The organism is Streptomyces netropsis, from assembly GCF_014203545.1.
GTDB classification, from domain to species: Bacteria; Actinomycetota; Actinomycetes; order Streptomycetales; family Streptomycetaceae; genus Streptomyces; species Streptomyces netropsis.
The window spans coordinates 329,258-341,560 of the sequence record NZ_JACHJG010000008.1 but is presented as its reverse complement, the minus strand read 5'-3'; the positions used below and the strand labels follow the sequence as shown (position 1 = coordinate 341,560).

12 protein-coding genes are annotated in these 12,303 nt (G+C 70.0%); 4 read left to right on the top strand and 8 right to left on the bottom strand.

Annotation, left to right across the window (positions count from 1 at the left end; all coding sequences use genetic code 11):
- The first annotated feature begins 1 nt into the window (after nt 1).
- Both FHS38_RS21025 and FHS38_RS21020 read left to right on the top strand, forming a co-directional pair.
- Nucleotides 2–1,177 (top strand): sensor histidine kinase, encoded by a 1,176-nt coding sequence (locus FHS38_RS21025; RefSeq protein ID WP_184735584.1) that lies wholly within the window; start codon nt 2–4, stop codon nt 1,175–1,177.
- Between the two features lies 1 nt (nt 1,178).
- The gene (locus FHS38_RS21020) at nt 1,179–1,841 is read left to right on the top strand and encodes a response regulator (protein ID WP_184735583.1); all 663 of its coding nucleotides are present in this window, start codon (nt 1,179–1,181) and stop codon (nt 1,839–1,841) included.
- A 45-nt stretch (nt 1,842–1,886) separates the two neighbouring features.
- Here the strand turns inward: FHS38_RS21020 and FHS38_RS21015 are convergent, their stop codons facing one another.
- Entirely contained in the window at nt 1,887–2,219 is a 333-nt protein-coding gene (locus tag FHS38_RS21015; RefSeq protein WP_184735581.1) for a cupin domain-containing protein, read from the bottom strand.
- 71 nt (nt 2,220–2,290) lie between these two features.
- On the opposite strand from FHS38_RS21015, the gene FHS38_RS21010 reads away from it, so the two are divergent.
- The gene (locus FHS38_RS21010; RefSeq protein ID WP_184735579.1) at nt 2,291–3,253 is read left to right on the top strand and encodes a GlxA family transcriptional regulator; all 963 of its coding nucleotides are present in this window, start codon (nt 2,291–2,293) and stop codon (nt 3,251–3,253) included.
- Between the two features lie 5 nt (nt 3,254–3,258).
- Here FHS38_RS21010 and FHS38_RS21005 read toward each other — a convergent pair whose 3' ends face one another.
- The gene (locus FHS38_RS21005; RefSeq protein WP_184735577.1) at nt 3,259–3,708 is read right to left on the bottom strand and encodes a nuclear transport factor 2 family protein; all 450 of its coding nucleotides are present in this window, start codon (nt 3,706–3,708) and stop codon (nt 3,259–3,261) included.
- Between the two features lie 142 nt (nt 3,709–3,850).
- Entirely contained in the window at nt 3,851–4,336 is a 486-nt protein-coding gene (locus FHS38_RS21000) for a hypothetical protein (RefSeq protein WP_229822612.1), read from the bottom strand.
- A 293-nt stretch (nt 4,337–4,629) separates the two neighbouring features.
- Here FHS38_RS21000 and FHS38_RS20995 point away from each other — a divergent pair, with 293 nt between their 5' ends.
- Nucleotides 4,630–5,742, top strand: coding sequence for a CapA family protein (locus tag FHS38_RS20995; RefSeq protein WP_184735575.1), 1,113 nt, complete (start codon nt 4,630–4,632; stop codon nt 5,740–5,742).
- On the opposite strand, the gene FHS38_RS20990 is transcribed toward FHS38_RS20995, so the two are convergent.
- The 5 genes from FHS38_RS20990 to FHS38_RS20970 form a co-directional block, all read right to left on the bottom strand.
- Nucleotides 5,730–6,815, bottom strand: a complete 1,086-nt coding sequence (locus FHS38_RS20990) for an NHL repeat-containing protein (RefSeq protein WP_221495188.1) — start codon at nt 6,813–6,815, stop codon at nt 5,730–5,732. The genes FHS38_RS20995 and FHS38_RS20990 overlap by 13 nt on opposite strands.
- 98 nt (nt 6,816–6,913) lie before the next feature.
- Nucleotides 6,914–8,449 carry a hypothetical protein gene (locus tag FHS38_RS20985; protein ID WP_184735572.1) on the bottom strand — a complete coding sequence of 512 codons (1,536 nt, stop codon included), beginning with the start codon at nt 8,447–8,449 and terminating at the stop codon, nt 6,914–6,916.
- A gap of 56 nt (nt 8,450–8,505) precedes the next feature.
- The gene (locus tag FHS38_RS20980) at nt 8,506–8,667 is read right to left on the bottom strand and encodes a hypothetical protein (protein ID WP_184735570.1); all 162 of its coding nucleotides are present in this window, start codon (nt 8,665–8,667) and stop codon (nt 8,506–8,508) included.
- Nucleotides 8,668–8,684: 17 nt separating this feature from the next.
- On the bottom strand, nt 8,685–9,875 hold the full coding sequence (gene wecB / locus FHS38_RS20975; RefSeq protein ID WP_184735568.1) for a non-hydrolyzing UDP-N-acetylglucosamine 2-epimerase: 1,191 nt from the start codon (nt 9,873–9,875) through the stop codon (nt 8,685–8,687).
- A gap of 116 nt (nt 9,876–9,991) precedes the next feature.
- Nucleotides 9,992–12,298, bottom strand: a complete 2,307-nt coding sequence (locus tag FHS38_RS20970) for an NHL repeat-containing protein (RefSeq protein WP_229822614.1) — start codon at nt 12,296–12,298, stop codon at nt 9,992–9,994.
- Between the last annotated feature and the right edge of the window lie 5 nt (nt 12,299–12,303).

Genomic DNA, 12,303 nt, shown 5'->3' with positions numbered 1-12,303 from the left:
CATGAACCAACGGCCACAGCCCGACGACCAGTTCTGGAGACAGACGCTCCACCGGTGGTACACCGTCTCCTGGGTGCTCCTCGGTCTGGCGCCCTCCGTCATCGGCGTGCAGAACGATTCCGGAGCGGCGAAGTACTGGTCGCTGGCGCTGCTGGCCGTGATCTCCCTCGGCTACGCGACCCTGCGCCTCTTCCCGGACAACCCCGTGCTGCGTCCGCACGTCCATCTGTGTGTCCTCGCCCTCGGCGTGGGGGCGATGGCCGGTCTGCCCGGCGGAGGCGCCGCGCTGTTCATCGTGTCGCTCCCGCAGTTCTGGATCTTTGCCCCCGGTCCGAGGTCCGCCATTGCCTTCAGCGGCGCCGCCGTGGTGGCGACCGTGACCGCCCGGGCCGTGCGGCACGCGGAACTCTTCACGGGCAACGTCGCCTTCACCGTCATCGGCTACGCGGCCGGTGTGCTCGTGGGGCTGCTGGTGCACCGCATCGTGCAGCAGAGCGACGAACGCGCCCGCCGCCTGAACACCGAGCTGGAGAACGCCCAACTGCAGTTGGCCGAGGCGCACCAGCGCCAAGGCGCCGCGGAGGAGCGCGAACGCCTCGCACGGGACATCCACGACACCCTCGCCCAGGGCTTCGCGTCCATCATCGTGCTCGCCGAGGCGGCCCGCTCCGGTCTCGGCACCGATCCGGGGAAGAGCGCCCAGCAGTTGCTCTCGATCGAGCACACCGCACGCGAGAACCTCGCCGAGGCGCGCGTCCTGGTCGGCTCCGCCCCCCAGAGCGGCGTCGCCCCCGGCTCGGTCGCCCGCACCCTGCGCCGCACCCTGGACCGGTTCGCCGAAGACACCGGGCTCGCGGTCGACGCGGAGCTGCCGGACGTCGAATGCGACCAGCAGACCCGGATCGCACTCCTGCGCTGCACCCAGGAGTCGCTGGCCAACGTACGCAAACACGCGGCCGCCTCCACGGTGGGCGTCGTCCTCGCCGACCACGGCCACGGCCTGGAACTGGAGATCACCGACGACGGCCGCGGCTTCGTCGTCGGTGACTCCCGCGGCTTCGGCCTCGACGGCATGCGCAAGCGGCTGGCCGAACTCGGCGGCGAACTCACGGTCACCAGCTCGGTCGGCGACGGCACCCGCGTCCTCGCCATGGTTCCCACGAACGGTCAGGTGTGACATGACGGCTGTGACAGCGACAGAGGGCAAGCTCCGCATCATCGTGGTGGACGACCACACGGTGATGCGCGCCGGAGTCGTCGCCCTGCTGGCCTCGGAGCCCGCCATCGACATCGTCGGCGAGGCGGGCAACGGCCGGGAGGCCGTCGAGCTCGTCGAGCGACTCGAACCCGATGTGGCGCTGATCGACCTGCGGATGCCGGTCCTCGACGGGGTGGCCGCCACCACGCAGATCGTGGCGGGCCGGACCGGGACCCGTGTGCTGATCCTGACGACCTACGACACCGACGTCGAGATCGAGCGCGCGGTCGAGGCGGGCGCCATCGGCTACCTCCTCAAGGACACGACCCGAGAGCAACTCGTCGACGCCATCCGCTCCGCCGCGCGGGGCGAGACCGTCCTGGCCCCCCGCGTCGCACAACGGCTCATGGCCAGGATGCGGCAACCCGCCCCGGTGGCCCTGACCTCACGGGAGCGGGACGTGCTGAACGCGGTCGCCGACGGCCTGTCCAACGCCGACATCGGCAAGCGGCTGGTCATCGCGGAAGCCACGGTGAAGACACACCTGCTGCGCGTCTTCGCGAAGCTCGATGTGAGCGACCGTACGCACGCGGTGGTCACAGCCCTCGAACGCGGCCTGCTCACCCGGCCGGAGCGGGGGTAGCGATCGGGCATCGGCCGGCCGCCTGCCCTTCCGGACAGAAGCCGCCTACCCTTCCGGATAGAAGACGAACAGCGTGCAACCCGTCGTCGTCTGGGGGATGTGCGAGGATCCCGCGGGGGCGTGGATGAAGGAGCCGGCCGGGTAGTCCCGGTCGCCGTCGTTGAAGACGCCGGACACCACGAACAGCTCCTCGGGCCCCGGTTCGTGGACGTCGATGCCCTGCCAGCGGGAGTTCGGATCCAGCTCTACCACAACGGCCTTCGCGCCGTTCTCTCCGCTCCACAGCGGGCGCAGACGGATGCCGGGGAAGAGCTCGTGGACCGGGGCGTCCTGCACGGCGGCCCAGGTGTAGGCGGATATGTCTCGTTGTGTCGTCATGGGCATCAGCCTGGCAGGCCTCCGCTGCCCCGCCGAGTGTCAGGAATGACATCCTGCGGTACTTTCCTGCCATGCATCGAGTCGTGGCGCTCGTCCACCCACCGCAATCGACATTCGAACTCGCCTGCGCGGCCGAGGTGTTCGGCACCGAACGGCGAGGCATTCCGCCGCGGTACACGTTCGGCGTGTGCGCGGAGCACCCCGGACCGGTCACGACCCGCGCCGGGTACGACATGCTCGTCACCGAAGGCCTGGACGCATTCGACCGGGCGGATACCGTGGTCGTCCCCGGCTGGCTGCCCACTGAGGAGCCGCCCTCGCCCGCCGTCGTCCAAGCCCTGCGCCGCGCGCATGAGCGCGGAGCGCGGGTGGTCAGCATCTGCTCCGGCGCCTTCGTACTGGCGCATGCCGGGCTGCTGGAGGGTCGCCGGGCGACCATTCATTGGGCGCTGGCGGACGAGTTCGCCGGCCGGTTCCCGGGTGTCCTGGTCGACCCGGACGTGCTGTACATCGACCACGGAGACGTGGCCACCAGCGCGGGCGCCGCAGCCGGGATCGACCTCTGCCTGCATCTCCTGCGAACCGACCAGGGCGCCGGATACGCCGCGCACGTCGCCCGGCACATGGTCATGCCGCCCCACCGCGAGGGCGGGCAATTGCAGTACTCGGCGCCACCGCGCCCCGCACACGTCGACGGTTCGCTCGCGCCGGTACTGGAGTGGATCGCCGGGCGCCTCGGCGAACCCCTGACGGTCGAGGACCTGGCCGCGTACGTCGGCGTCTCGGCGCGCACCCTCGCCCGCCGGTTCGCCGAGCAGCTCGGTGCCAGCCCGGGGCAGTGGCTGCTCAGTCGGCGCATAGCCGCGGCCCGCGAACTGCTGGAATGCTCAGACCTCCCGTTGGACGCGGTCGCCCGCCGTGTCGGTCTCTCCTCGGCCACCAATCTGCGCAGACGCTTTCTCGGCGCCCTGGGCACGACGCCCGGCGCCTACCGCCGAGCCTTCCGGGCCGAGCCCACGGCATCCGGCCGCTGACTACCTCACGCCGGCCGTGCCGGTACCGCGCAGGCATCGGCAATCGCGGCGGTGTCCCAGTAGAAGGGGCGGACCTCGACGATCCGGCCGTCCCTGACCGTGATCGTCTGCAGGATGGGGAAGGAGAGCTCGCGGCCGGTCGCGCGAGCGCGAGCCCGTACCCGGGTGAGTACCACCGCGGTCTCGCCGGTGGCGAGGAACTCCTGATCCGCCATCTCGAACGACTCCCACACGTCGCTCATCGCGAGGAAGAACCGCGTCAGACCCGCGTGCCCACGCCAGGTCCCGCCGTAGGGAAGCGCATCGGCTTGATGCAGTACGACATCGGACGCGAAGAAGGGCGCGAGGAGATCGAAGGGCGCCTCGCCGGGGCCGCCGGCTGCCAGGTACTTCGCCTCGGCTTCGTACATGCCGGTGAGGACGGCCACCGAGTCCGTCGTGGATGAATTCGTCATACCCACCAGCGTGATGCTCGGAGCCGGCCGTTGCTGGCGGTCATCAGACATCGATATGCGGGGGGGCGAACTCGCCGGTGTCATCATGGAAGTACCGACGCCGGCGTCGCGCGGCGCCCCGCCCACGCTCCCCGTTCGACGTTCAAGCCCGAGGGCGGCGACGTATGGCATAGGCGACGGTGACCACGGCGAGGAGCGGGCCCCAGAGCAGCAGAGGGGCGTAGCAGACGCCCATGACCAGGGCCGCCGTCCCCTTCGGGGACTCGGGGGCGCCCATGGTGTCCGGGGCGTTCCAGTGGAAGGCGCCGTTGACGGTCAGACACATGAGGGCCAGCGAGCCGAGTCCCGCCGACGTCACGGCGAACCAGACCGGGACTCTTCTGCCGCCGATGAAGGGAAGCCAACGCGGGAAGACCTCGCCCCATCGCTGGACGAGCCCCAGAGACAACAAACCGAGGCACTCGGCGAACACGCTGAGCGCGATCATGTACAGGGAGAACCAGCTGCCGAAACTCACATCGGCCATCGCGTTGTCGCCGGAGAAACCGACCGGGACGCCGAAGGCAGCGGCCACTCGCCACAGACCGCTCGGCACCGTGGTGAGCGCCGCCGCCTTGGCGGTACGCACGGCCCAACGGGGTGGCGTTGTCCTCTGCCCGTGATGGTGAGCCGTGGTAGCGGAGGTGAGGGGCATGGTCATGGTTCGCTGCCTCTTCCTGAGTCGGCCGTGCTTTCCGGGCGTTGCCCGGCTGCCTGGCCAGCATCGGCGGTGGAGCGGGGGCACGACCATGGGCCGTTGGGGAGATCCTCGAGCGTGCCGGGCCGGGGCCTCTGCCGTTCGGCATAGTCCGTGAACAGCCCCGGGATCGCGCCGGTCACCCGTGACGTGAAAACCGTGACGAATGGGCATAGCCTGGGGGAATGGGTGGTGACCCCGTCACCCTGTTCCTCAGCGGTGACGTGATGCTCGGCCGCGGTGTCGACCAGATCCTTCCGCACCCCGGTGACCCGGCACTGCGGGAGGCGTACATCAGGGACGCCCGCGCCTATGTCGAGCTGGCGGAGGAGACGAACGGCCTCATTCCCCGCCCGGTCGACTTCCGCTGGCCGTGGGGTGACGCGTTGGCGGTGCTCGAGGAAGCCGCGCCCGACGCACGGATCCTCAACCTGGAAACCAGCGTCACGCGGAACGGCGACGTCGCGCCCGGCAAAGAGGTGCACTACCGCATGCACCCCGCCAACCTGCCCTGCCTGGCAGCTGCCCGTCCCGACGTCTGTGTGCTGGCCAACAATCATGTCCTGGACTACGGCCGTCGCGGGCTCGAAGAAACCCTCGACGCCCTCGTCGGCGCGGGTCTGCGCACAGCAGGGGCCGGACACGACGCGGACGAGGCCCGAAGGCCCGCGATCGTCCCCGTCGCCGGGGACCGACGGGTCCAGGTCCTCTCCTTCGGGATGGCGTCCAGCGGCATCCCGAAGGAATGGGCCGCCACGGCAGCCCGGAACGGCGTCCACTTCGTGGCCGGGCCGTCGGACGCCGCGGCAGCCGAGGTGGTCGCCCGGACACGGCAGTCGAAGCGCCCCGGCGACATCACCGTCGCGTCGATCCATTGGGGCTCCAACTGGGGCTACGACGTCTCACGCGACCAGATCCGCTTCGCGCACGCCCTCATCGACGGCGGCGTGGATGTCGTGCACGGGCACTCCTCGCACCATCCCCGTCCGCTGGAGGTACACCGGGGCAAGCTCATCGCCTACGGCTGCGGTGACCTGGTCAACGACTACGAGGGCATCACCGGCTACGAGGCGTACCGGGACGACCTGCGGCTGCTGTACCTGGTCTCGGTCGAGCCCGGCACCGGTCGGCTCCGGGAGGTGCGCATCACCCCCTTGCAGTCCTGGCGGATGCGGCTGCGGCACGCCTCGGAGGAGGACTGCCGATGGCTCCACGGCCTCTTCGAGCGGATCGGCCGTGGCTTCGGTACGCGCGTCGACTCCGCGCCGGACGGCACGCTGATCGTTCAGCCGGCCTGAGAACGCGGCGCCCGCACCGCCCCACCGCTCACCTTCCGCACCCGATGGTTTCCGAAGTCGGCGATGTACAGCTCGCCGGTGACATCGACCGCGATGCCGAGGGGCTGATCGAGCATGGCCAGCGGAGCGGGTCCGCCGTCACCGCCGTAGCCCTTGGCCCCTCCGCCTGCCACCGTGGTGATGATCCCGTCCGTATCGACCCTCCGCACCCGCTCATTCCCGTAGTCGGTGATGTAGAGGTTGCCGATGCCGTCGACCACCACACATTGCGGCAGGTTCAGGGCGGCCGTGACGGCAGGCCCCCCGTCACCGCTGAACCCGATGGTTCCGTTGCCGGCCACGGTGGTGATGATGCCGTCCGGACCCACCTTCCGCACCCGGTAGTTGTACCGGTCCGCGATGTAGAGATTGCCGCCGCCGTCGAAGGCCACGGCGTGAGGAAAATGGAGCGAGGCATCGGTGGCGGGCCCGCCGTCACCACCGAACCCGTCCGCACCGTTGCCGGCCACGGTGGTGATGATGCCGTCCGGGCCCACCTTCCGCACCCGGTGGTTGTAGTCGTCGGCGATGTAGAGGTTGCCTGCGCCGTCGACCGCCATGGCGTGGGGGAAGTTCAGTGAGGCGGCGGTGGCCGGACCGCCGTCACCGCCGAATCCGGGGGTGCCGTCACCGGCGACGGTGGTGATGACGCCGTCCGGGCCCACCCTGCGCACCCGCTGGTTGGAGCGGTCCGCGATGTAGACGTTGCCCCTGCCGTCCAGTGCCACCCCGGCCGGATCCATGAGGTGGGCCGCGCGTGCCGGCCCGCCGTCACCCCCGTACGCCTTGGTCCCGTCACCGGCGACAGTGGTGATGACGCCGTCCGGCCCCACCACGCGCACCCGGTGGTTCTGGTAGTCGGCGATGTACAGAGAGCCGTCGGCAGCGGGCGCCACACCGAAAGGGCAGCGCAGCCGGGCCGCGGTGGCGGGCCCGTCGTCACCGCTGAACCCGGCTGTACCGTCGCCCGCCACCGTGGTGATGGTGCTCCCGGACAGCGCGGCCGGTGGCGCCGCGATTCCGTTCCTGGTCACTGCCACATCCATGAAGCACCTTCTCGCTGGGGGGATGACGGTCGGCGTGCGAACCCCGCCCGGGCCGGATGGGCCGGGCGGGGCGCTGTTCACACCGTTCAGACGATGCGGCCGCTCAACGGCACAGGTGCGAGCCGTCCGATGACCGCCCGGCCGTCGTCGTGGGCGCCTCGCTCGGCGCCGGCCAGGGCCCGGACCGTGAGGGTGTAGAGGAGGGCGATCCGGTCGGTGGAGCCGGTGTTGACGTGCGGGTTGGCCACCACGACCAGGGTCTTGCCGCCGTCCTCGACGCGGGTGTCGAGGTTCCCGGTGACCTTCCCGTAGTAGTGATAGCCGTAGGTGGCGCCGCCGGTGAAGGCGAAGCCGCCGGGTGCCGTGAAGCGGTGTTCGATGGGCCCGGGGTCGACCGGCTGGTTGTCCAGCGATCGGATCTCCACATTGAGATTGGCGGTCCGGCCGGGCGCCGCCTCGGGAATCTTCTCCTGGGCGACGAGCAGCGCGCCTTCCTTCCCGCTTCCGCCGGTGATCTCCGCGGAGAGCCGGACGGGGGCGTGCCGGCCGATCTCCGCGGAACCGTCCGCGTAGCGCCCGGCGGATGCCGACAGGTTGGCCCGCAGGGGCAGGGTGTAGACGAGCGGACCCTTGTCGTAGGCGTCCGTGTTGACCCGCGGGTTGGAGTGAACGATCAGGGTCCGGCCGCCGTCCTCGATGCGGTAGTCGCTCAGGTTGCCCAGGTGGGGCTTGGGGCGCACCGTGTAGTAGCCGTAGGTGGGCATGCCGGTGAAGACGAAGCCGGTGGGAGCCTTGAAGCGCTGGGTGACGACTCCCGGGTTCACGGGCTTCCCGTCGCGGGAGTCGAGAGCGAGGTTCAGCTTCACGCTGCCGCCCGGGGCGGCCTTCGGCACGCTCTCCTGGCGGATCTCCAGCGCCGTCTCGTCGGACACCGGCACCGGACGGGACTTCCGTCGCACGGCCATGCCCGCGTAGGAGGCCCCGCCGTGGTACCCGGGGTCGCACGTGCCGAGCCCCGGCTCGTGCGACCCGTCCTCCGCGAAGACGACGGTGCTGGACGCCCCTTTGGCCGTGAAGGTGAAGGAATGGCGCTCCCACGACGGGTCCCAGACGCCGAAGGAGTCCTTCGACTTGGTGGTGGCGCGCCACTCCTGCTGGGTGATCAGTTCGTCGTAGCCGTCGAGGACGTGCACACGGCCGTTGGCCCAGTGCTTGCTCTCGCCGACCCAGGGGGATTTCCCGGCCCAGTACGAGACCTCGTACTCGGCTCCGTTCTCCGTGTCGATCGTCTGCTGGATGCCCCCGTAGACCCGCTCCCCGTTGGCTTCCAGGAAGTTCGCCCGGCGCCAGTCGGGGAACTCCTCCTTGAAGTCCAGGGGGAACATGGCGACGTCGTTGCCCTTGGGCCCGGTCCGTTCCATGACGTCCAGGATCTGTGCCCCGCCGTAGTCGCAGCCGGGCTTCGTCCAGACGGTCCAGCCGGGCAGGGAGCTGCCGTCGACGCCGGGGCGTTTGACGGGGGAGTCCCAGTAGAGGCCGTCTCTCTCGCCCCGGAACCGGGGGTCCGGAAGGTCCGTCAGTGTGCCGTTCTTCAAGAGGTTCGGGTTCGTTTCGACCGGCATCTTTCCTCCTTCGGGGTGGGTGCGGGATCGGGACTCCGGCGCGCGGCCGCCGTGTGTCAGAGCACGCGTGCGGTCACCGGGATGCTGGTGGAGCCGATGGTGGCGCTGCCCTGGTACGTGCCGCGCTCGGAGTCGTTCCGCGCGCTGATGAAGTTGTCGGACGTGACCTTGTAGGCGTGCTTGCAGTGGTCAATGCGATGTCCCTTTCTGCAGGGCATGAGAGGGCGGAGGGGCCCTACGAGGTGTGGAAGGGCCGGATGCCGAGCAGCCGGCCGCAGGCCGCCGCGCAGCGTTCCCCCGCCCGCCCGTCGCCGTACGGATTGGTGGGCACGACCGGGCGGATTCCGGTGGGAGGAAACGCGTCCTCGCGTGCGAATTCCTTCTCGACGGCGGCCACGATCTCCGATTCCTCAGTTCCGACGAGTCGGGCGAGACCGGATGCGATCCCTTCGATCCGTTCGGTGTTGTCCCGGGTCACGAGGACCGGTACGCCGAACGCGGCCGCCTCCTCCTGGATCCCTCCGGAGTCGGTGATCGTCAGCATGGACCTGGCCAGAATGCGCGCGAACGGGCCATAGGGGATCGGGCCGGTGAGCCGAACGTTGGGTATCCCGTGCAATGACTGCTCGGTGGCGGCCCGGACCGACGGATTCATGTGCGCCGCGACGACGAAGGTGATGTCGGGATACCGGCGGCTGAGATCGGCCACGGCTCCGCTGATGCGCCGGATCGGCTCGCCCCAGTTCTCCCGCCGGTGTGCGGTGACGAGCACCAGGGGAGTCCCCGACTCCGCGATGCCCCGCAGGACCGGGTCGCCGCTCGCCGAGGGCCGTCGGCTCGCTTCCACCACCGCGTCGATCACTGTGTTGCCGGTGATCCGGATCCGTTCGGCTGCGACGCCTTCGGTCAGCAGGTTGTCACGGGCGGCGCGGGTGGGAGCCAGGTGCAACTCGGTGACCTGGGCGATCATCCTGCGGTGGGCTTCCTCGGGGAAGGGGCTGCGCAGGTCACCCGAGCGCAGGCCCGCCTCCACGTGCGCCACGGGGATCGATGAGAAGAAGCCCGCCATGGCCCCGGCAAGAGCGGACGACGTGTCGCCTTGCACGACGACCGCGCCGACGGGGTGGGAACGGAAAGTGGTGTCGAGCCCGGAGAGCAGGCTGCCCGTCAGTTCGGCGACCGAGCCGCTGCCGCGACGCACCGTCAGTTCGATGTCCGGCCGCAGCCCGAAGCAGGAGAGCGTCTCCCGGACGACCTCGCCGTGCTGGCCGGTGGTGATCACGACGGGTTCGGCCCAACCGCTCCGGCTCAGTGCCAGGGCCACGGGGGCGAGTTTCACGGCCTCGGGCCGGGTGCCGACGACGAGTGCTATGCGGTGTCGGCCGTTCTGTTCTTCACGGTCTTCGTCGATGGAATCCGGGTGCATGGCCGCCTGTGAGAGAAGTCGCGGAAGGAAGGGGACCAGGCCGCCGTTCACCCACGCCGAGCCGGCGCGCGGGTGAACGGCGGCGGCAACAACGCCGTGGCGGAATTGCCTTCTTGTCAGAGGACGCGGCCGATCAGCGGTACGGGTGCGAGGCGGCCGATGGCGACCTTGCCGTCGTTGGACTGCGTACCCGGTGTCGCGGTCGGCAGGGCGCGGATGACAAGGGTGTGGATCAACGACGTCTTGTCGGTGGTCCCGGTGTTGAGGTGCGGGTTGGAGCGGATGACGAGCGTCTTGCCGCCGTCCTCGAGCCGGGTGTCGAGGTTGCCCGTGACGTACGGCTTGGTGTTGTAGTAGCCGTAGGAGGCGGCGCCGGTGAATTCGAAGCCGGTGGGCGCGGTGATGCGTTGTTCGATGGTGCCGGGGTTGACGGGCTGGTTGTTGAGCGAGCGGATCTCGAGGTTGAACTTCGTGGTCTGGCCCGGTGCCGCCGCGGGCACCGTTGCCTGGGCGACGCGCAGCGCCGTCTCGTCCTGGGCGCTGCCGGTGACCTTGCCGGAGATCTGGACGGGTACGTGACGGCCGATGCTGGCGGAGCCGTTGTCGTACTGTCCGGGCACGGCGTCGGGACGGGCCTGGACGGGGATGGTGTAGATCACCGAACCGGCGTCACTGGCCGTGGTGTTGACGTGCGGGTTGGCTGTGATGATCAGGGTCCGGCCGCCGTCCTCGATCCGGTGGTCGAGGTTCCCGGTGACGACGCCGTCGACGGCCTCGTAGTACGCGTATGTGGGCTGGCCGACGAAGAGGAAGCCCGACGGCGCGGTGAAGCGCTGGGTGATGGTGCCCGGGTTGACGGGCTGCCCGGTGGGCGAGGCGTACCGCATGTTGAAGGCGGTCCGCTGGCCCGGCGCGACCTCCGGGACGGTGTCCTGGTAGATCGTCAGTGCCGTCTCGTCCTCGACGGGGGCGGGCACGACGACCGTGACGGGCAGGGCGTACGTGTTGTCCTTCAGGTTCAGGTCGCCGCCGTACTGGATCTCCAGCGTGGACTCGTACGTACCGGGCGGGGTGGTGTCGGGCGCGCTGACCCGGAAGACGCCGTCCAAGGTGGCCTGGTTGGGGATGAGCTGTTGCCCGGTGAAGGTGCGGGTGAGTCGTCGGCCTGTGGTGCCGGGACCGCCCACCAGGCCTTCGGCAAGGTTCAGCACCACGGTCACGTGCTGGCCGTCGGCCGGGTTCGGGCCGCGGTTCCTGATCCGGGCGCCGAGGTCGAACTCCTGGCCGCGCTGCACCCGGAGCGGGCTGACGACCTCTCCGTACAGGTCGGCGGCCGGCGGGAGCGGCGGGGTCATCTGCGCCACGGCCGTCACGCCGCGCACCCGGTGGTTGTACTGGTCGGCGGTGTACAGGTTGCCGGCCCGGTCCAGGGCCACCCCCGCGGGGTAGTAGACGCGGGTGCCCGCTGCGGGGCCGCCGTCGTCCACGTAGCCGGCAGTTCCGTTGCCGGCGACGGTGGTGATGATGCCGTCCGAAGTGACCTTGCGGATCCGGTGGTTGTGCTGGTCCCCGATGTACAGGCTGCCGGCCTCGTCCAGCGCCACCCCCCACGGGTAGTGGAGCCGGGTCCCGATCGCGGGCCCGCCGTCGGAGACGTATCCGGCGGTGCCGTTGCCCGCGACGGTCGTGATGATGCCGTTGGGAGTGACCTTGCGGATGCGGTGGTTGTGGCGGTCGGCGATGTACAGATTTCCTTCGCCGTCCACGGCCACCGCCACGGGGTAATGCAGCCGGGTCGAGATCGCCGGTCCGCCGTCGGAGACGTAGCCGGCCTCGCCGTTGCCCGCGACGGTGGTGATGTTGCCGTTGGGAGTGACTTTGCGGACGCGGTGGTTCTGGTGGTCGGCGATGTACAGGTTTCCGCCGCCGTCCACGGCCACCCCGTACGGGTAGTGGAGCCTGGTGGCCATGGCGGGTCCGCCGTCGGAGACGTAGCCGGCCTCGCCGTTGCCCGCGACCGTGGTGATGATGCCGTTCGGGGTCACCTTGCGGACCCGGTGGTTGTGGGTGTCCGCGATGTAAAGATTGCCTGCGTCGTCCACCGCCACGCCCCCGGGGTAGTGGAGCCGGGTGGCGACCGCGGGTCCGCCGTCGGAGATGTAACCGCCGGTGCCGTCGCCTGCGGCGGTGGTGATGATGCCGTTCGGGGTCACTTTGCGGACCCGGTGGTTGTGCTGGTCGGCGATGTAGAGGACGCCGTTCTTGTCCACCGTGACGCCGAGGGGGTGATAGACCCTGGTCAGTGCGCCCGGTCCGCCGTCGGAGATGAATCCGGCCACGCCGTTTCCTGCGACTGTCGCGATGGCACCGTCGGCCAGGCCCACAGGCTGCGGGCCGGTTCCGGTGCTGGGTGAGGTGGTCATGTGTG

What these genes read in the sequence shown, in the direction of transcription:
- FHS38_RS21015 (WP_184735581.1), bottom strand. Translation starts at nt 2,219, where the DNA reads ATGACGACACAACGAGACATATCCGCCTACACCTGGGCCGCCGTGCAG.
- FHS38_RS20985 (WP_184735572.1), bottom strand. Translation starts at nt 8,449, where the DNA reads ATGCCGGTCGAAACGAACCCGAACCTCTTGAAGAACGGCACACTGACG.
- FHS38_RS21025 (WP_184735584.1), top strand. Translation starts at nt 2, where the DNA reads ATGAACCAACGGCCACAGCCCGACGACCAGTTCTGGAGACAGACGCTC.
- FHS38_RS20970 (WP_229822614.1), bottom strand. Translation starts at nt 12,298, where the DNA reads ATGACCACCTCACCCAGCACCGGAACCGGCCCGCAGCCTGTGGGCCTG.
- FHS38_RS20980 (WP_184735570.1), bottom strand. Translation starts at nt 8,667, where the DNA reads ATGCCCTGCAGAAAGGGACATCGCATTGACCACTGCAAGCACGCCTAC.
- FHS38_RS21010 (WP_184735579.1), top strand. Translation starts at nt 2,291, where the DNA reads ATGCATCGAGTCGTGGCGCTCGTCCACCCACCGCAATCGACATTCGAA.
- FHS38_RS21005 (WP_184735577.1), bottom strand. Translation starts at nt 3,708, where the DNA reads ATGACGAATTCATCCACGACGGACTCGGTGGCCGTCCTCACCGGCATG.
- FHS38_RS21020 (WP_184735583.1), top strand. Translation starts at nt 1,179, where the DNA reads ATGACGGCTGTGACAGCGACAGAGGGCAAGCTCCGCATCATCGTGGTG.
- FHS38_RS20995 (WP_184735575.1), top strand. Translation starts at nt 4,630, where the DNA reads ATGGGTGGTGACCCCGTCACCCTGTTCCTCAGCGGTGACGTGATGCTC.
- wecB (WP_184735568.1), bottom strand. Translation starts at nt 9,875, where the DNA reads ATGCACCCGGATTCCATCGACGAAGACCGTGAAGAACAGAACGGCCGA.